At 67.6% G+C, this 19,128-nt stretch carries 11 protein-coding genes and 1 pseudogene; 8 read left to right on the top strand and 4 right to left on the bottom strand.

The window, feature by feature from the left end; all coding sequences use genetic code 11:
* From P1U75_RS04565 to P1U75_RS04535, 7 genes and pseudogenes are all read left to right on the top strand, one after another.
* Positions 1 to 725 (top strand): annotated as a pseudogene (locus tag P1U75_RS04565) (hypothetical protein); the annotation flags it as partial.
* Positions 726 to 828: 103 nt separating this feature from the next.
* Positions 829 to 1,617 (top strand): 3-oxoadipate enol-lactonase, encoded by a 789-nt coding sequence (pcaD, locus tag P1U75_RS04560; protein WP_300240329.1) that lies wholly within the window; start codon positions 829 to 831, stop codon positions 1,615 to 1,617.
* Positions 1,618 to 1,630: 13 nt separating this feature from the next.
* On the top strand, positions 1,631 to 2,374 hold the full coding sequence (locus P1U75_RS04555; protein ID WP_300240327.1) for an alpha/beta fold hydrolase: 744 nt from the start codon (positions 1,631 to 1,633) through the stop codon (positions 2,372 to 2,374).
* Between the two features lie 68 nt (positions 2,375 to 2,442).
* Positions 2,443 to 3,642: a TCR/Tet family MFS transporter gene (locus P1U75_RS04550; RefSeq protein ID WP_300240324.1), complete on the top strand. Its 1,200-nt coding sequence runs from the start codon at positions 2,443 to 2,445 to the stop codon at positions 3,640 to 3,642.
* Between the two features lie 81 nt (positions 3,643 to 3,723).
* The gene (locus P1U75_RS04545) at positions 3,724 to 4,815 is read left to right on the top strand and encodes a Zn-dependent alcohol dehydrogenase (protein ID WP_300240322.1); all 1,092 of its coding nucleotides are present in this window, start codon (positions 3,724 to 3,726) and stop codon (positions 4,813 to 4,815) included.
* A 43-nt stretch (positions 4,816 to 4,858) separates the two neighbouring features.
* Positions 4,859 to 6,091, top strand: coding sequence for a mandelate racemase/muconate lactonizing enzyme family protein (locus P1U75_RS04540; RefSeq protein WP_300240320.1), 1,233 nt, complete (start codon positions 4,859 to 4,861; stop codon positions 6,089 to 6,091).
* A gap of 116 nt (positions 6,092 to 6,207) precedes the next feature.
* Positions 6,208 to 6,510 carry a metalloregulator ArsR/SmtB family transcription factor gene (locus P1U75_RS04535; protein WP_300240336.1) on the top strand — a complete coding sequence of 101 codons (303 nt, stop codon included), beginning with the start codon at positions 6,208 to 6,210 and terminating at the stop codon, positions 6,508 to 6,510.
* A 14-nt stretch (positions 6,511 to 6,524) separates the two neighbouring features.
* Here the strand turns inward: P1U75_RS04535 and P1U75_RS04530 are convergent, their stop codons facing one another.
* Complete coding sequence (locus P1U75_RS04530) at positions 6,525 to 9,446, bottom strand: ABC transporter transmembrane domain-containing protein (RefSeq protein WP_300240333.1); 2,922 nt, start codon at positions 9,444 to 9,446, stop codon at positions 6,525 to 6,527.
* A gap of 244 nt (positions 9,447 to 9,690) precedes the next feature.
* Here P1U75_RS04530 and P1U75_RS04525 point away from each other — a divergent pair, with 244 nt between their 5' ends.
* On the top strand, positions 9,691 to 10,080 hold the full coding sequence (locus P1U75_RS04525; protein WP_300240317.1) for a DUF3307 domain-containing protein: 390 nt from the start codon (positions 9,691 to 9,693) through the stop codon (positions 10,078 to 10,080).
* 19 nt (positions 10,081 to 10,099) lie between these two features.
* Here P1U75_RS04525 and P1U75_RS04520 read toward each other — a convergent pair whose 3' ends face one another.
* From P1U75_RS04520 to P1U75_RS04510, 3 genes are read right to left on the bottom strand one after another with little or no spacing between them, the layout of a single operon-like run.
* Positions 10,100 to 11,812 (bottom strand): adenylate/guanylate cyclase domain-containing protein, encoded by a 1,713-nt coding sequence (locus tag P1U75_RS04520; RefSeq protein ID WP_300240315.1) that lies wholly within the window; start codon positions 11,810 to 11,812, stop codon positions 10,100 to 10,102.
* A gap of 7 nt (positions 11,813 to 11,819) precedes the next feature.
* A complete protein-coding gene (locus P1U75_RS04515; RefSeq protein ID WP_300240313.1) occupies positions 11,820 to 16,682 on the bottom strand; it encodes a PKD domain-containing protein in 4,863 nt (1,620 codons plus the stop codon).
* A gap of 44 nt (positions 16,683 to 16,726) precedes the next feature.
* A complete protein-coding gene (locus P1U75_RS04510; RefSeq protein WP_300240311.1) occupies positions 16,727 to 19,078 on the bottom strand; it encodes a FecR domain-containing protein in 2,352 nt (783 codons plus the stop codon).
* Positions 19,079 to 19,128: the final 50 nt, after the last annotated feature.

Here is a 19,128-nt window from a genome sequence, read left to right as displayed (position 1 = left end):
TGGGAGACGCGGGCGCCGACCGGTTGTTCGGGGGCACGGGCGCCGCCTACAACAGCCCCCGCCAGGGGGCCGCTGGGGGGGAGGCCGGAAATGGAAACGACCAGGTCGAGACGGCCTTTGACGCCATCAAGACACTGGACGGTGGCAACGGCCGTGACATGCTGATGGCCTTTTATGACGGCGCCGCGACCGATTCCCTGTCCTTCAACCTGAGAACCGGCAATTTCAATTCGACGGATGCCAATATCGACGGCAGCACCGCGGTCAACTTCGAAAGATTCTCATTCAACGGCGATATCGACGCAAAGATCACCGGAACCGACGGCGCGAACGAGATCGTCGGTGGGTTCGGTAATGACAGGCTGGTCGGCAAGGGCGGCAAGGACGTGCTTTACGGCGATGAAGGCGACGACACCCTGCTGGGCAACAAGAAAGCCGACACTCTCGACGGCGGACTGGGTGACGATCTGCTGATCGGTGGCAGCGGCACGGACACCTTCGATTTCAGCGGCGGGACCGACACCATCGCGGATTTCAAGGACGACGTCGACACGATCAGGATCTACGCCCGCCTGCTCGAAGAGGGCACCACGGTTGCCGACCTGATCGACAGCGCCACTGTCGTCGATGGCAATACCGTGATCGAGATCGACGCCGACAACGTCCTCACGATCGAGGGCCTTGGCGATCCCAGCCTCCTCTCGGACGATCTGGTGATCCTCTGACATGATAAACTGTGCGGGGTCGGCAATCGGCCCCGCATCCTGACCGCTGGCCACCGGCGGTCCCCTTGGGTATTGCTGCACCAAAGGAACCGGAGGGACCGCCGTGCAGATAGCCGAATTGGGCGACGTTCAGCTTCATTACCGGGTCGATGGCGATCCCGGCGGCGCGCCTCTGGTGTTCTCCAATTCTCTGGGCACCGATCTGCGCCTGTGGGATGCGGTGCTGCCGCTGCTGCCCCCGGGGCTCCGGATCATCCGCTACGACATGCGCGGCCACGGGCTGTCCTCGCTGCCCGAGGGGCCCTATGCGATGGGCGCGCTGGTCCGCGACGCCGAGCGGCTGCTGGATCATCTGGGGGTGCGCGGCTGTGTCTTTGTCGGCCTCTCCATCGGCGGCATGATCGCCCAGGGTCTGGCGGTCAAGCGGCTGGACCAGGTGCGCGCGCTCGTGCTGTCCAACACCGGTGCAAAGATCGGCACCAAGCAGATGTGGGAGGAACGGATCGCCCAGATCCGCGCCCACGGGCTGGACAGCGTGGCCGACGCCACCATGGAGCGCTGGTTCGGTGCGGCGTTCCGAGACCGCGCTGAGCTCGCGCTCTGGCGCAACATGCTCACGCGCCAACCGCTGGAGGGCTACCTCGGCTGCGCCGCCGCCATCGGCGGCACCGATTTCTACACCCCCACCAGCGGGCTGCGCCTGCCGACTTTGGGGATCGCCGGAGATGCCGATGGCGCCACCCCGCCCGACCTCGTGCGCGAAACGGTCGATCTCATTCCCGGCTCGACCTTCCGCCTGATCCGCGGCGGCGGCCACCTGCCCTGTGTCGACCAGCCTGCGGCCTATGCCGAGGCCCTCACCGATTTTCTGCGTGACATCGGACACATCTGACCGGAGACTTCACATGGCCGATTTCCTGCTGATCCACGGCTCCTGTCACGGCGCCTGGTGCTGGCGCGACGTCATCCCCGCACTGGAGGCACTGGGCCACACCGCCCGCGCCATCGACCTGCCCGGCCACGGCGACGACCCCACCCCGCTGGCCGAGGTCACGCTGGAGGGTAGCCGCGACGCGATCCTGGCCGCCAGCACGCCCAACACCATCGTCCTCGGCCATTCCTGGGGCGGCTACCCGATCAGCGCGGCGGGCGAGGCCGCGCCGGAGGCGATGCGCGCGCTGGTCTATCTCTGCGCCTATGTGCCGATCTCGGGCCTGTCGATGGTCGACATGCGCAAGCGCGCCAAGCGCCAGCCGCTGATGCCGGCGGTGCGCCGGTCCGAAGACCGGATTTCCTTCACCTTCGATCCCGACATGGCGCCCGAGCTGTTCTACCACGACTGCCCGGAGGCGGCGGTCGCCTATGCCATGCCCCGCCTCACCCCGCAGGCAATCGCCCCTCAGACCACACCGCTCACGGTGACAGACCGCCTTGCCGGCGTTGCGAAATACTACATCCGCTGCACCGAGGATCACGCCATCCCACCCGAATACCAGTCCGAGATGGTCCGCGACTGGCCCGGGGATCACGTGTTTTCGCTGCCCACCTCGCATTCGCCGTTCTTCTCCGACCCTGCGGGGCTCGCGGCGCTGCTCGACCGGATCGCCAAAACGGATGTGGGCGCATCGCGGCGCGGCAAAGCGGATTAACGCTTCCCGTCCGGGCGACCGGCGGCTAGCGTCGCCGCACCCCCTGCCCTGTTCCGGAGCCGTCGCCTGTGCGCCTGCCCGTTCTGTTCCTGCTGATCACCGTGATGATCGACGCCATGGGCGTCGGGCTGATCATGCCAGTGATGCCCGACCTGATCCGCGACGTCCAAGGCGGAACCCTGGCCCAGGCCGCGATCTGGGGCGGCGTGCTCTCGACCGTCTTCGCGGTGATGCAGTTCCTGTGCAGCCCCGGCCTTGGCAACCTGTCTGATCATTTCGGCCGCCGCCCGGTGCTGCTGGTCTCGCTCGCGGTGCTGACGCTGGACTATCTGGTGATGGCGCTGGCCGGGTCGATCTGGCTGTTGCTGCTCGGGCGCGTGGTCGGCGGCATCACCTCGGCCACCCAGGCCACCGCCAGCGCCTGCATGGCCGACCTGTCCGCACCCAAGGACAAGGCCGCCAACTTCGGCCTGGTCGGCGCCGCATTCGGGCTGGGCTTCGTGCTGGGGCCGCTGGTCGGCGGCACGCTGGGCGCCTTTGGGCCGCGCGCGCCATTCTATGCCGCCGCTCTGCTGGCCGGGGCCAACTTCGCCTTTGGCCTGCTGGTAATGCGCGAAACCGTGACCGACCGTATTCGCCGCCCGTTCACCTGGGCGCGGGCCAACCCGCTGTGCGCCTTCCGCGCGGTCTCGAACCTGCCCGGGGTCAGGCCGCTACTGTGGGTATTCTTCGTCTACTCGGTCGCACTCTACGTCTATCCGGCGATCTGGGCCTATTTCACGCAAGAGCGCTTCGGCTGGTCGACCCAGGTGATCGGCCTGTCGCTGGCCCTGTTCGGGGTCACCGTGGCGCTGGTGCAGGGCGGGCTGATCCGGGTGTTCCTGTTTCGGCTCGGCGACCGGGGAACGGTGATTTTCGGGCTGGTCCTCGACGCGATCAGCGCGACGCTGATCGCGGTGATCGCCAGCGGCACACTGGCGCTGATCCTGACACCCATCGCCGCCCTGGGCGCGGTGGTTGTGCCGGCGCTGCAGGGAATCATGTCGCGGCGGGCCCCCGATGACGCGCAGGGCGAGCTTCAGGGCGTGCTGACCAGCGTCAACGCGCTGGCGATGATCCTGTCGCCCCTGATGATGACCACCAGTTTTGCCGCCTTCACCGCAGAGAGCGCCCCGATCTACCTTCCCGGCGCACCCTTTCTGCTGGCGACGGTCCTCTTGCTGGGCGCGCTGGCGCTGTTTCTGCGCGCCCGCTCTTCCGTGACGTAACCGGATCGCGAAAGGAACGAATTCGCGCTTGCCCTGCCGCGACGGGACGGTCAGGTTTGTCGCGAAATCGGGGAGAGAGACATGCAAACCATCAAGGCCGCCGTGTGCCGCGAATTCGGCAAGCCGCTGGTGATCGAGGAGATCCAGCTTGACGCACCGGGCCTCGGCCAGGTCGAGGTCACGCTCGACGCCGTGGCGATCTGCCATTCAGACATTTCCTATGCCGAGGGCGGCTGGGGTGGCCATCTCCCGGCGGTCTACGGGCACGAGGCCGCAGGCCGCATCACCGCCACCGGCCCCGGCGTGACCGGCTTTGCCGAGGGCGACACCGTCGTCGTCACCCTGATCCGCGCCTGCGGCACCTGCCCCAACTGCGCCAGCGGCAAGCCGACGATCTGCGAAAACCCTGCCGACGGGGTCCAGGACCCGATCAAGACCGCCGACGGCGGCCCGCTGCTGCAGGCGATGGCCTGCGGCGCCTTTGCCGAAAAAGTGGTCGTGGATCACAGCCAGATCGTCAGGATCCCCGAGGCCATGCCGCGCGATGCCGCCTGCCTGCTGTCCTGCGGGGTGATCACCGGAGTCGGGGCGGCGGTGAACGCGGCGCAGTTGCGCGCCGGCCAGGACGTGGTGGTGATCGGCGCCGGCGGTGTCGGGCTGAACGCGATCCAGGGCGCGCGCATCGCCGGCGCCCGCCGCATCGTCGCCGTGGACATGACCGAGGAAAAACTGGAGATCGCCAAGAGCTTCGGTGCCACCGACGGCGTCCTCGCCACCGACCCCAAGCCCTGGCGCGCCGCCTACAAGGCACTGGGCGGGCGCGGCGCGGACGTGGTGATGATCACCGTGGGCGCGATCCCGGCCTATAACGATGCGCCGCGCTACCTGGGCTGGGGCGGCAAGGCGATCATGATCGGCATGCCGCATTCCGGCACCAAGGCAGAGTACGACCCCATGGGCATGTCGTTCCAGGGTCAGGGGTTGATCGGCTCCAAGATGGGCGACACGGTGATCCAGCGCGACATCCCGTGGATGATCGACCTTTACGAGCAGGGCCGTCTGAAACTGGACGAGCTGATTTCGGGCCGCTGGAGCCTGGAACAGATCAACGAGGCGATCGCCGACACCAAGACCGGCAGCGCCAAGCGCAACGTGATCCTGTTCGATCGCTGACGCAGGCCGGCCCCGGCCCGGCACCACAAATGGGAACCGCACGATGAAACTCGCCGATCTCGACATCATCGTCACGGCACCGCCGGCGCCCGGCTGGGGCGGCCGCTACTGGATCCTCGTGAAACTCACCACCGACACCGGCATCACCGGCTGGGGCGAATGCTATGCCTCTTCGGTCGGGCCCGAGGCAATGGGTCACGTGATCCGCGACGTGTTCACGCGCCACATGGAGGGCACAAACCCCGAGGATATCGAGCTGATGTTCCGCCGCGCCTATTCCAGCGGTTTCACCCAGCGCCCCGACCTCACCGTCATGGGCGCGTTTTCCGGACTCGAGATCGCCTGCTGGGACATCCTCGGCAAGGATCGCGACCGGCCGGTGCATGCCCTGATCGGCGGACGGATGAACGACCGCATCCGCGCCTATACCTATCTCTACCCGCTGAAACAGCACGATCTGGCCGAATTCTGGACCTCGCCCGAACAGGCCGCCGAGGCCGCCGCCGACTGCGTCGCGCGCGGTTTCACGGCGGTGAAGTTCGATCCGGCCGGGCCCTACACCATGCGCGGTGGGCACATGCCGGCGATGTCCGACATCTCCATGTCAGTCGCCTTTTGCAAGGCGATCCGCGGCGCGGTGGGCGACCGCGCCGACCTGCTGTTCGGCACCCACGGGCAGTTCACCACCGGCGGCGCGATTCGCCTGGGTCAGGCGCTGGAGCCCTATTCCCCGCTGTGGTTCGAGGAACCGATTCCGCCCGACAATGTGACCGAGATGGCCCACGTTGCCCAATCGGTGCGCATCCCCGTTGCCACCGGCGAACGGCTGACCACCAAGGCCGAATTCGCCGCCGTACTGCAGGCGGGGGCGGCCACCATCCTGCAACCGGCCCTGGGCCGTGCCGGCGGGATCTGGGAAATGAAGAAGGTCGCAGCCCTGGCCGAGGTCTACAACGCCCAGATGGCGCCACACCTTTACGCCGGGCCGGTGGAATGGGCCGCCAATATTCAGCTTGCCGCCTCGATCCCCAATATCCTGATGTGCGAGACCATCGAGACCCCCTATCATGATGCGCTGATCAAGGGGACGATCCGGGTCGAAAATGGCTTCATCACCCCGCCCGAAACCCCCGGCCTCGGCATCGAGGTGGACGAGGATCTGGCCCGCGCCCACCCCTTCACCGGCGACGGGTTGCACCTGCAAATGCAGGACGCGCCCTGCGATTATGTCAACGCAAACGCCTTTCAGGGCGGGGCGCCGGCAACAGAGGGATGACTTGACGGCAGGAATTGAGGCATTATGTCCCCATTAGTTAATTTGGGGTTATCCGCACCGTGACCATTCAAACCGCACAGACCGTTCAGAACCTGGCTCCGGAAACACCCGTCGACATGGCCACACAGGCCAGCGATGCCGCGTCCTTTCTCAAGACTCTGGCACATGAAGGTCGGTTGATGATCCTGTGCCACCTGGGCACCGGCGAGAAATCCGTGGGCGAACTGGAAGACCTCCTGAGCATCCGTCAGGCCGCGGTGAGCCAGATGCTCGCGCGGTTGCGCGAAGAGGGGCTGGTTGCCACCCGGCGCGACGGCAAGACGATCTATTACTCACTGGCCGACAGCAATACCGAGCAGGTGATCGCGCTGTTGTACTCGCTGTTCTGCGGCAAGGATAAAGCAGCCCCGCAAAGTTAAACCGGAGCGAAGCCTCAGTTCGAGACGTAGCCGGCAACCACCTGCAACAGCTTGAAGGCGGTCGCCGCGTCGTTCTCCACCACCGCGAGGAATTCCTCCTCTCCGATCCGCAGGCAGGTCAGCTCGGTTTCCGCCGCCATGCTCAGCGCCCGAGGCTCCTTGCGGATCAGCCCCAGCTCCCCCACCAGCGTGCCGGGACCGACCTTGGCGATCAACTGGTCCTCCTCCCCCTCCTTGGGAAGATAAAGCCCGGCCTCGCCTTCCAGGATCATATAGGCGCCATCCTTTGGCTGGTCGCCCTTGAGAAAGATCACCTCGCGCGCCGCCGCATTGTACCAGCGCGCGCCAAAGGCCAGCAGCCGCAGCTGCTTGCGGTTGAGCCCGGAAAACAGCGGTGTCTGTTCCAGCGCGCGCACCTTGCGGGCCAGATCGGCACTGGCGCCGCTGTCCTCTTCTCCCTCGGCGTCCTTGTCCTCGCTCACGATCCGGCCTTGCCGCACCTCGAGCAAGAGGTCAAAGACCTCCTCGTTCTCGAACCCGTCGTTGATGTAGATCAGCGTCGTTTCCGGCAGCAGGGTGCGCAGGTTCTTGAACACCGCCTCCTGGGTTTCCACGTCGTAGCTCGCCAGCGCCCGGTCGAGGATCAGGATGTCCGGTCGCTTGATCGTGGCCCGGCTGAACGACAAGGGCTCGGCAAAGATCGCCGGCAAGTTCTGCCCGCCCAGCGCGATCGGCACGTCATAGATCAGCTCAATCACCAGATCCTGCGCGCCATTCTCCTCCATGACCCCGGCAACCACCCGGCGCAATTCATCGCCCTTGCTGCCGGCCACCTCGGAATTCTTGCCGAACATCGCGTTCTCCAGCACCGTGAACCCGGGCGCGAAATTGCCCATGTCCAGGGGCGAGAACAGATCGCCAAGGCTGTCCTGCAACTCGCGCGCATGGCTGTTGCGCAGTTCGACGATCCGGGCCTGCAGATCCGCCGAGAACGCCGGCCCGATCTGTTCCGCCGAAATCCGGAACGGCACCGTCAAAAGCAGCGCCATGTCACCGCCGCTCAGCGCCTCCGCCCCGCCGCTGCGGGTCTTCTCCACCAGTTCCACCGCGGTCTCATAGGTTGCGGGATCGATCCCCAACTTGCGAAACAGCGGGTGATCGGTGCCGTCCAGCCCGAAGATCTGGCGCAGCATGTCGATCACGTCGCGTGTCAGGTCCAGCAGGGTCCGGTCCAGCCCGATCGCGCGCAGCTGCGCAAGAAAATCCGCCTGTTCGGCCAGCAACTCGCGGGTGATCGGCTGGCGCGGCGTGGCGAACAACAGGTTCTCGCCCACCGGCAGGGCCGGGTTGTAAAGCTCCGGCTTGCACAGGAACGCGTATTGGCGCAGCCCCGCGTCGCGCACCGCCTGCTGCACCTTGGGACGAAGTTCGACCAGCTTCTCGGCCAGTTCCGGGTGATCGGCGGGATCGAACTTCTGATCCAGCCCGCGCCGGAACAGAGCCGAGCCGGTTCCCATCCCCTGCACCAGCCGCAACCACCAGGCCCGCAGCGCCTGCGGATCGTCCAGACCGGCCAGTTTCGGGTCGAGCCATTCGGCGTCATAGGGATCGGCACTGTTGCCGGCACGCTGTGCCTCGGCGAAATGCTCCGCCTCCGACTTGTCCGTCTGCGGCCGCATCCGCAGCGGCATCATCACGTTGTCGCCAAAGGTGCCCTGGAACAGGACCGGACGCGACGACGCCCGCCCGATCCGCGCCGCGATCACCGCCTGGTGCAGCGTCGACAGGTCCCGATCCCCGATCCGGACCTTGCCGGACCCCGGCAGCAACTCGCGCGTCAGCAGATCGGAGAGCGCGCGGCGATCCTCCTCGCTGGGCGCCGCGATGCCGATCACCGATCCCCCCGGCAGCGTCGCGTTGAGATCGTCCAGCACCTGGTTGCCATCCGCATCGCTCACCGTGACCCCGTCCAGAACGATGTCCCCGTTCAGCGTCGGGGTCTCCTCGGGATCGCCGGAGAACAGGCTTTCATCGACCATTCCCGGCGGCGCGAACCGCTCGTTGATCACATCCCAGCGCAGCGCCATGTCCTGGGTCTGGTTGTAATAGGCCAGCAGTTCCTTCCACGGGCTCGACAGGTCCTTGTAGGCCGCCAGCGCCGCCACCAGCGCACCCAGCGACACCGCCCCCTGCAACACCAGGTAACCGCCGATCGAAAAGAAGAAGAACGGCGTCATCTGCCCGATGAAGTTGTTGAGGAACTTCATGAAGAATTTCTTCTGGTAGATCTCGAAGCGGATGTCGAACAGCCGGCCCAGCTGTTCGGTGACCGCCGCCATCCGGTACCGCCAGCCGCCGTTGACGCGCAGCGCGCTGGCGCCCGCCGCGCTTTCGCCGATCGACGCCGCCAGAACCCGCACCTCCTGGATGCGCTTCTTGTTCAGCAGGTTGATCTGGCGCTGCAGCTTGGGGATCAGCCAACCCTGCAACGGGATCATCGAAACCGCCGCCACCCCGAACCAGAAGCTTTGCAGAAACAGGAACCCCAGGATGGTGATCATCTGCCCGGCCTGCAACACCGGCTGGCTGATCGCATCGCCCATCAGCCCGCCCATCGGCTCGCTCTCGGCGGTGATCATCGAGACCAGTTCGCCCTGGCTCACCCGCTCGAAATAGGGCTGGGGAAACCGCAGGATGCGCGCGATCAGTTGATAGCGGAACCGGCGCAGCATCCTCTCCGACAACACCCCCTTCATGGTGTTGATGCGCATCTTCAGCAGCCCGTGGCCCAGCACCGCCAGCAGGAAGGCGGTGCACAGGACAGCCAGGAAGGTGACCTGCGCCATGTCGACGCCGTAAAAAGTGACAATCTCGGTTTGCGAGCCGATGGCGTCGTTGATGATCCTCTTGGGCAATTCCAGCGTGAGATAGAGCATCGGGAACAGCAAAGAGGTCACGGCCAGCAGAATCAGCTGATCCCGCTTCGAATACTTCCAGATGAAGCCGAAGAGCGTCTTTTCGATGGTCCCGGTCCCACTACGAATGGATGAAAACACTGGCCTTTGTGCCACGATAAGAGGCAAGGTCAAACCTGACAAGCCGCGCGATCCCAACCAGGCAATTGCAGCGTTGGGACGAAACCCCTAAGGTTTTCCTGCACGGCTATTGGAGGGCCCACCCGTGACAGCGACCGTCGGCACGCTTCTGCTCTTGTTCTGCCTCTTGCAGATCAAGCACATGTTTGCCGATTTCTACCTGCAGACCCCGCGGATGCTGACTGGCCGGGGCGAGTACTGGCACATGGGCCGGGCGCAGCATGCCGGCGTTCACGCCGTGGGATCGGTCATCGTCTTTGCCGTGATCGGCGCCCCGGCGCTGTTCATCGCGGCCGTGGTCGCGGCGGAGTGGGTGGTGCATTTCCATATCGACTACTGGAAGGGCCAGCACTGCGACCGCAAGGCGCTCGACCCGTCCAAGGCCGCGTTCTGGCGGGCCACCGGGGCCGATCAGGCGATGCACCAGCTGTCCTATGTGGCGATGGCCTGGGCCTGGGTCTATTTCGCCACCTGACCCGGCCTGAGCCGATCCCTCATACCCGGTGCGGTGCAAAGGCCGGAACCGGCGCGGCATACCCCTTGAGCGGGATCGGCTCCAGCGATTCGAAACCGATCCCCTCCAGCCGCGCCGAGGCGTCCCGCGTGGCCTCGTCGATCAGCACCTGCCCCGGCGCCGCCTTGGAACATAGCCGCGCCGAGAGGTTGACGGTCGATCCCAGCACGGTGAAATCCATCCGCGACTTGGCCCCCATCGCGCCCATCACCACCTCGCCCGAGGCGACGCCGATGCCAACATGCAGGTTGTACTCGGGGTACTCCTCCAGCAGGCGCGCCATCGCGTCGGTGATCTCCACCGAGCAGGTGACAGCCCGCTCTTCCATCGCCTCGCCCTCGAAGACCGCGACCAGCGCGTCGCCGACGAACTTGTCGATATCGCCGCCATATTTCTCGACGATGTCGCTCTGGACGTCGAAATAGCTGTTCAGCGCCTCGATCACCACCTCGGGCGGGACCCGTTCGGAAAACTCGGTATAGCCGCGGATATCGGTAAAGATGACCGAGACGCGCCGACGCTCGCCGCCCCGGTGCATGCCGTCCTCGTGGGAACTCTGGATCGCCGAAACGGTCCCGCGCGAGACGAATTTCATCAGCTCCAGCCGCTCGCCCAATTCGCCGATCATGCGGTTGAACCGCTCGGCCAGGTCGCCGATCTCGTCGCGCACGCGCACCCCCTCGACCCGGGCCGCGAAATCGCCCTCCCCGACCCGCTCGGCCACCAGGCCGATCTTGAGGATCGGCCGGGTAAGCTGACGCGCAAAGATCAGCGCACCGAGGCTGGCGATGACAAAGCCAGCAAGACCGACGATCAGGATCTGGCGGGTGATGGCGTTGACCACCGCATAGGCGCTCTCCTCGCTCAACTCCGTGATCACCGCCCAGGGAAACCAGTCCGGAAAGGCATAGGCACCCAGCATCGCGGTGCCGCCCGGGCGCACATAGGGCTCCAGCGCGTCGGCCCGCGCGCCCGCCACGATCAGCGGCATCGCCGAGGCGACGATCTGCCGGTCGCTCAGCAACTCCGACGCCCCGCCAAGAACCGAGCGCCCGGCCTGATCGACCACGCTGATCTCGCCGCGTTGCGAGAACGGATGCCGGCGCACCATCTCGCCCAGTACGGACAGGTCGATCTTGGCCGCCATGGTCACCTGCCGCCCGGCGATCGTGGTGGTCAGCGGCAACGCCAGCGTGGCGATCCAGTCGCCGGTCTCCTCCAGCCGGCTGATCACCGGCCGCCCGAACTGCCCGGTCGCCCCGATCGCCTTGATCAGGTCGGGCGGGGTCGCCAGCGTCCTCACCGGATCCAGCCCGGCCCCCGCCAGCTTGGCCGCGAACCCCTCGTTGGTGACCAGGATCGGCAGATCCGACCCCTGCACCGACAGTTGCAGCGCCACCACCTGCGGCAATTCCTCCAGTCCCAGCGTCAGCAGAGACACCTTTTGCGGCACCCCCAGCTCGTTGCTGTCGATGCCGTTGCGGATCACCATCAACGGCGTCAACCAGCGACCCTGAAACGTGTTGTCGAAGGCCCCGCGCAACTCCGTCGCGACCGTGGTCAGATCCTCGTTCGCGGCACTTTTCAACTCGTCCCGGGTCAGCCGGGTCAGGTTCTGCCCGACCAGCGCCAGCGGCGCCACTGCCAGAAGCGCGGCGAAGACGAAGAACTTAAGGCGAAGGGGAAACCGCATGCGCTGCCTACTCGTCGCGCGGGCGGGCGGTGATCACCGCCGTGTCACGCGCCACACCGCAGACCAGCCCGGTGGTATCGCGGCCCTCGACCGTCACGACATATTCGCCCGGCGCGGCGTAGCCATGCCGCACCACCGCGCCCGAGGCGCCCGCCCCGTCGCCGAACTCCCAGGTCACCTGCACCCCCTGCCCGTCCGGATCGCGCGCGCCGCTGGCGTCGAACCGCACCACGTCATGCGCCGCGCCCACCGGCACTTCGCGGTCGGGTCCGGCATCCACCATGGGCGGCGCGTTGACCAGGATACGGGCGGTATCGCTGCCGCTGTCGCAGCTTTCCGCGCCGCTGTCGTCGCGCACGGTCAACTGCACTTCCAGCGCGCCGGAGGCGTCAAAGCTGCGCTCGACCCGCGATCCTTCCAGCGTCACACCGTCGCTGAATGCCCAGCTATAGCCGGTGAGCCTCCCGTCCAGATCGGCCGAAGGGCCGGCATCGAAAACAACGGTCTCGCCGGGGCAAACCACCCGGTCGGGCCCGGCCAGCGCCGAGGGCGCGGCATTCACCCGGGCATAGACCTCTTCGCTGGAGCGGCTGCTGAGCAGCCCGGCGCCATCGTCGAGTGTGACCTGCACCGGGAACAGCCCGGGACGGCTGAAGGTATGGCGCACCTCTGTCCCCTCGGCCATGCGCCCGTCGCCGAACATCCAGCGCACCGTGGTTTCCGGTGCCGCATCCACCCGCCAGATCACCGGTTCGGCCGGGCAGACCGGCGGCGGCGCGTTGAGGCTGGCCACCGGCACCGGCCGCACGGTCACCCGCGACGTCATCACCACGACGCTGTTTCCGACGCCGGCATCGTCGCGCACGGCCAGTTTCACGTCATAGGTGCCCGGTTCGGCAAAGCTGTGGGCGGCCTGCACGCCGCTGGCGGTGCTGCCGTCGCCAAAGTCCCAGGCATAGCCGATGATCGCCCCGTCGCTGTCCATCGACAGGCTGGCGTCGAAATTCGCCTCCTGCCCGACGGCAAGCGCGACCGGCCCGTCGATCAGCGGCTCCGGCGCGGCGTTGACCACCACGCGGCGGACCGCCTCCAGCGCGCCGCAGCCCTCGCTGCCGCCGTCCAGTTCGGTGCGCAGGGTCACGGTATAGGCGCCCGGCTCGGCCCAGGCATGGTCAACCGCGGCCCCCTCGGCCGTCGAGCCGTCGCCGAAGTCCCACGAGAACCGCGTCGCCGTTCCGCCGCCGGCCTCGCTCACCATCGCGGCATAGGTGGTTGATGCCCCCGCCGCGGTCCGGTCCGGGCCATCCACCGACAGTTCCGGCGCCGGCAGAACCACCACCTCGGCGGTATCGGTGTCCAGCGGGCTGCAGGCGCCCTGCGCCTCGCCGGTGATGGTCAGCGTCACCGTGAAGGTGCCGGGCCGGGAAAAGATATGTTCCGGCGTGTCACCGCTGCCGGTGCCGCCATCGCCGAAGGTCCAGCTGAAGGCGTTGACCGCCCCGTCCGCGTCGGAAGAGCCGGACCCGTCGAAACGGACCTTGGAATTGGCGCAGACCTTCAGATCCTCGCCCGCATCCGCGATCGGCCCTTCGCGCACCAGCGCCGCGATCCGGTCCAGGTCGGTGCCGTAATCGGTGCCGGTTTCGTTGCGAACCCGCAGCGTCACCGGGTAGACACCCGGAAGTTCATAGGTTTTTGTCGGGTTGATCAGGTCGGAGCCGGAATCGTCGCCGAATTCCCAGGAATAGAGCAGCAGCCCACCATCCGGGTCGATGCTGTCAGAGGCGTCGAACAGGATCGGCTCGCCCGAGCAGACATCGCGGTTGCCGCCCGCATCGGCCATCGGCCTGGCGCGGATCTTGACCCTTGTGGCGTCGATCGCCCGCGCGTTGGCCAGCCCGGTGCCATCATCGACCCGTAGCGTCACCGGGTAGACCCCGGGAGAAGGATAGACATGGGTGGCCCGCAGGCCAAAGGCCGGGGCCGAGCCATCGCCGAAATCCCAGCGATAGATCAGCGCGTCGCCATCCGCATCCGACGAGCCGGAGCCGTCGAACTCCACGTAAAGCCGCTCGACCGTCTGCGCCGGGCCGGCCTCGGCCTGCGGCGCATGGTTGACCCGGATCGTCACGTCATCGCTGGCGTTGCCGTTGGCGACGCCGCTGTCATCGGCCACGATAAGCTGCGCCGACCACACCCCCGGCGTCACATAGGCGCGTTCCACCGTCGGCGCCTCCAGCGGGCTGCCGAGGTCGTCGAACTCCCAGCGATAGCTCACCAGCCGGCCATCGGGATCGAACGACTGGCGCGCGTCGAACACCACGCTGTCGCCCGGTGCGATCAGCATGTCGGCGCCCGCCACCGCCACCGGCGGCGCGTTGACGGTGATCATCACCTCGGAATCGTCCTGCGCCGCGCCGCCGCGGAAATTGTCGAGCACGGTCAGCCCGATCCGGTGCAGCCCCGGCGTGTCCAGCGCATGCGCCACCCGCAAACCGCTTTTCTCGCTGCCGTCGGGAAAACGCCAGCGGTACTCCGCGATCTCCCCGTCCGGATCGAGCGAGGCCCGCCCCGAAAGCACGAACTCCTCGCCCGGCGCAACCACCTGCGGCGGACCAGCGTCCGCGATCGGCGTGGCGTTCACCGTTACCCGCATGGTGTCGCGGTTCACGTTGAGCGGCGCGCCGCTGTCGTCACGCACCACCACCGCCACCTCGTAGACACCCGGCCGCTCATAGGCATGCTCCACCCGCCGCCCGGTGGCGCTCGCGCCGTCACCGAACGACCATTCCCAACTGGTCACGCTGCCGTCGGCATCCAGCGAGGCGCCGCCGTCGAACTGCACCACGCTGGCGGTCACGAACTGGTCCGGTCCGGCATCCGCCATGGGCGCCGCATCCACCCGCACCACGCGCGAGACGGTCTGCAGAGCCGAGGCGGTGCCACTGTCGTCGATCACGGTCAGCGTGACGTTGAACTCGCCCGCCTCGGTCCAGGCATAGTTCACCACCTGCCCCTCGCCGGTTGCCCCGTCGCCGAAATCCCAGATGTAGGACAGGATCTGCCCGTCCGCGTCGGACGAGGCCGACCCGTCGAGCGTGGCAAGCTCCGAAACTGAAACAGGCCGTGCAGGAATGTCAAAGCGCGGCTCCGGCGGCGCATTCACCACCACCGCCATGCGGTCGCGCGCGGTGTCATTGGCGACGCCGCTGTCGTCGGTGATCCGCAGCGTCACGGTATAGGCGCCCGAGCCGGTAAAGCGGTGGGTGACGGTCTCGCCCTCCAGCACGGTGCCGTCACCCATGTCCCAGACATAGGCGTCGATCAGCCCGTCGATGTCGTAACTCGCCCCGGCGCTGAAGATCACCTGCTGGCCCACCACGGCCTGCTGATCGGCCCCGGCCTCGGCCACGGGGGGGAAGTTGACGATCACCTTGCGCGTCTCGACCCCGAAGTTGCAGGGGTGGGCAATACCATCCTCGACCCGCAGCACCGCGCGGAACTGGCCCGGCGTGGCATAGACATGGCTGGCGCGCGCGCCCTCGGCCACCGCGCCGTCACCGAAACTCCAGCGATAGCGCGTGATCGGGCTGTCGGAGGGTTGCGAGGCGCTGCCGTCGAAACCCACCGGCTGGCCCGGCGCCACCACGATATCGGGCCCCGGCACCGCGATCGGGGCGTTGCGCACATGCACCGGAAGTTCCAGCGCCTTGCCGCGGCCGGGGCGCGTGCCGTCCTCGACCACCTCCAGCCGGGCGGTATAGCGGCCCGGCGTGCCATAGCGATAGGCGATCACCGGGTCCTGCGAGCTGTTGCCGTCGCCGAAATCCCACAGGTAGGACAGCAACGCCCCCCCGGTCGAGGCGCTGGCATCGAAGGCGACCGAGCGGCAATCGGCCAGCGGCCGGGCGCTGCCCACCGCCGTTGGCCGGGCCGGCACCGGCGCGCGTTCCGGCGGCATCTGCAGCGGTACCGGCGCGCCCTCGGCATCGAACACAGCCACGGTCACGTCATTCGGCGCCTCGAACCCGCCGAGCAGGTTGATCGCCAGATTGCTGTCGGCGGTCTCGACGCTGTCCGAGGTCCAGAAATCCTGCCCCGAGATCCGCAGCCCAAGATCCTCGAAATCGGTGACCACGCTCAGCGCGCCGTTGGCCCCGTCAAAGCTTTGCACCGTCACCGGCCCGCCGGCATGGGTGAACCGCACTCGCGTCGGCGGGTTGGCCGCCGACCAGCGCACGGTCGGGCGATAGGCAAACATCTCCAGCCCCTCGGGCGGGCGGGCGCGGTCGCGCGACAGGCTCACCCCCAGCGAATAGCTGTTGCCGTCGTTACCCTCGGTCCCCTGGATATCGAGCCGGAAATAGGCCCGCTCGCCCACCACCTCGCCCTGTCGCGCCCGCAGGGCCGTCAGCGTGACCCATTGATCGTCGGTTTCCGGCTCGTTACGCCAGCTTTTCTCCTCCAGCAGCTCACCCGGCCCGGTCACCGGGACGAAATCGGGCCGCACCGCGCGCGCGCCGTCCGTCACCGGCTCCGGCCGCTCGGCGGCGGTAAAGGCGCCCTCGCCCCCGAACAGCCGATAGGTGGTCTCCGAATCCGCGCTGCCGCCATAGGTGAAATCCCCCGCGCCGCCGGTCTCGGGATCGTAGAGCCGCAGATAGACCCGGTCCCGGAGATCGGCAGGCAGGCTGAAGAAGATCTGCTCGCGACTGTCGACGTCGCCCTCGCGGGTCGCCGCGCGGCGGCCATAGACCACCAGCAGCCCGTCTTCCACCGGCGCGGCCTGGTCCTGGGCCAGGGCGCCTCCCGCATCGGCCAGCATCGCCAGCCCCAGCAGCGCCGCTGTCCATTTCCGTGCGATCCGCATTCGTCTTCCTCCGTTACCGGTCCGCCTGCGCGACCGGCCAGTCCCTATTCAAATGCCGCGTTGCCGGCATAATCCTCGATGATCAGCTCGATCAGTTCCAACGCCCCCGGCTCGGCCGGCAGGCTGGCGCGGCACAGCCCCGCCGCGCTGTCGCAGCGCAGGAAGCCTTCGATCTCTTCCCCGTCGATGGCGATGACAAAGGGCGCGGCCTGCCGCAGCCCACTGACGTCGCGCGCCTCGGCGACAATCTCGATCGGCCCGTCCGGCCCCTGCGGCCGGCCCAACTCGACCCGCAGGATCTCCGGCGGATCGATGTCATAGAGCGACCGCAGCGGCGCCACCGCCACGTTGCCCACCGCGTCGCTGGCGGCCAGTTCAAAACCGTTCTCGCCCGGTTGCAGGGTCAGCGTCAGGTCGAACCGTCCGCCCGTCAGCGGCACCTCGGTGCCGTCCAGTTCCAGCCGCACCGCGTCGCCGGCGCTGCCGGACACCTGCACCACATCCTCGCCGGTGGCGCGCGGCGGCGGCACGTCCAGCGCAATCTCCGGCGGAATCCGGTCGCTCAGCGCGGTGAACTCCGCCGTCCCCTCGACCGCACCGCCCGGTGCCAGCACCTCGATCCGGTAGGCGCGCGGCGCCTCGTCCACCGGCACGGTGAACCCCAGCCCGCCATCGGCCCCCAGCCGGGTGCGCAGAACCTCCGCGCCGGCCTCGTCGCGCACCATCACCTCGGCGCCGGACTCGCCCGTCGCGCGGCCCAGAACCGACAGCACGTCGGACCGCGCTGCCAGCGCCCCGTCGACCCGCGGAATACTGTCGGACAGCGCGATCTCCACCGCCGCCGCCGGGCGGTAGACCACGCTCAGGCTGCGGCGGCTCTCGTTGCCGGCCGGATCGGTGGCGACGACCGAGATCCGGTTCGGCCCCGGTTGCAGCGGCAGGCCGGCGAGAAAGCTGCCATCGCCCGCCACGTCCAGCGGCGCCCCGTTCAGGCTCAGCCGCGCGTCCGGCTCCGACGCGCCCAGAACCTCGGTCTGCGGCGCGGTCAGGATGATCCCGTCGGCCGGCGACAGCAGCGTCAGGAACGGCGGGGTATCGTCCACCCGCAGGGTGAAATCGCGCGGCGTGCTCCACGCCCCGGGCAGGCCCAGCCGGTCCAGCCCCGCGACCCGCCAGTGATAGCGCCCCGGCGTGAGCCCTCCGGCCACGAACCCCGCCTCCCGGATCCCCCATTCGGAGATCTTCATCTGGTTGAACCCCGGGTCGGCCGCCACCTCCAGCCAATAGCCTTCGGCGCCCTCCAGCGCGTCCCAGTCCAGCGGCGCCGCCGCCGTGTAGAGGATCGCGCCCACCTCCGGCGCCTTCACGATCGGGCTCTCCAGCACCTGCGCCCGCTGCGCCCCGGCCCCGGTCAGCACCACCCCTTCGTTCTCGCCCACGGTCAGGGTCTCCCCGTCCCGCGCGATCTCCAGCCCCGGCGCATCGTAGTTGACGAAACGCGCGCCGCTGGCATCGTTCTTGATCCAGAAGTCCGACGAATTCGTGGTGGTCTCCACCCCCGGCACCTCGATCTCAAAGGCGGTCTTGTCCGACAGCTGGTTCAGCAGCGCATAGAAATCGCCCTCGGCCAGCGAAACCTTGGTCACCTCGCCGCCGGTCAGCGGGTCCGAGCGCATGCGCTGGATGGTGGCGTTGGAATTGGGATTGAGCCGCAACCGGCTGAGATCGCGGAAGGTGACCTGCGTCGTGGAATTCGACAGCGTGCGCAACCGCTCGAATTCCACCAGCACGTCGTTCAGATCACGGTCCGACCAAGTCGGTTCCGCCGGCGACCGCCCCTCGACCCGGCCCTGCACGTCCGACACCACTGCCTCGGCGGCACGGTCGCGCTGGGCGATGGAAATCTCCAGCGCCTCCTCGGCAAAATCCGAGGCCACCCCGGCAAAGCTGACCACCTGCCGCCATTCGCCCTGTTCCCGCTGCGACACGGCGGAATCTCGATTCTCGATGGCGCTGCCGATCTGGGCCGGGGCAAAGATCCGCGCGCCCTCGGCCGTGGCCCGCTGGATCGCCTGCAGCGAGGCCATCAGCGCGCTGTCCGCGGCAAACACCTGGCGCACCGGCAGCGACAACTCGACCCCCGGCACCAGATCGGCGGGCGAGGCGATGTTGTTCAGCGCCAGCACCACCGGCCAAAGGTCCGGATCGCTCAGATACTTGCCGACGATGCCGCGAATGGTATCTCCTTCGGCGAACAGGACCCGCTCCGGCGGGGCATCCAGCGGATCGGTCTCGGCCCGCGCATCGGGCGCAATGGCCATCACCGCCGCGCATACGACCGCAACCGCCAGCAAGCGGCGCTGCGAAAACCACGACGAGACCCCGTTGAATTTCAAGCCCTGCCCCCTAGTTGGGCCATCGGAAACCAATAACTTGCCAATTTGTC

This window comes from Antarcticimicrobium sp. (assembly GCF_029212575.1).
Classification (GTDB): Bacteria; Pseudomonadota; Alphaproteobacteria; order Rhodobacterales; family Rhodobacteraceae; genus Antarcticimicrobium.
This window is presented reverse-complemented; position numbering and strand designations above follow the sequence as displayed.

Bases quoted from the DNA above. Each gene is read 5' to 3' on its own strand.
- P1U75_RS04555 (WP_300240327.1), top strand. From the start codon at position 1,631: ATGGCCGATTTCCTGCTGATCCACGGCTCCTGTCACGGCGCCTGGTGC.
- P1U75_RS04540 (WP_300240320.1), top strand. From the start codon at position 4,859: ATGAAACTCGCCGATCTCGACATCATCGTCACGGCACCGCCGGCGCCC.
- P1U75_RS04545 (WP_300240322.1), top strand. From the start codon at position 3,724: ATGCAAACCATCAAGGCCGCCGTGTGCCGCGAATTCGGCAAGCCGCTG.
- P1U75_RS04515 (WP_300240313.1), bottom strand. From the start codon at position 16,682: ATGCGGATCGCACGGAAATGGACAGCGGCGCTGCTGGGGCTGGCGATG.
- P1U75_RS04520 (WP_300240315.1), bottom strand. From the start codon at position 11,812: ATGCGGTTTCCCCTTCGCCTTAAGTTCTTCGTCTTCGCCGCGCTTCTG.
- P1U75_RS04535 (WP_300240336.1), top strand. From the start codon at position 6,208: ATGGCCACACAGGCCAGCGATGCCGCGTCCTTTCTCAAGACTCTGGCA.
- P1U75_RS04530 (WP_300240333.1), bottom strand. From the start codon at position 9,446: ATGCTCTATCTCACGCTGGAATTGCCCAAGAGGATCATCAACGACGCC.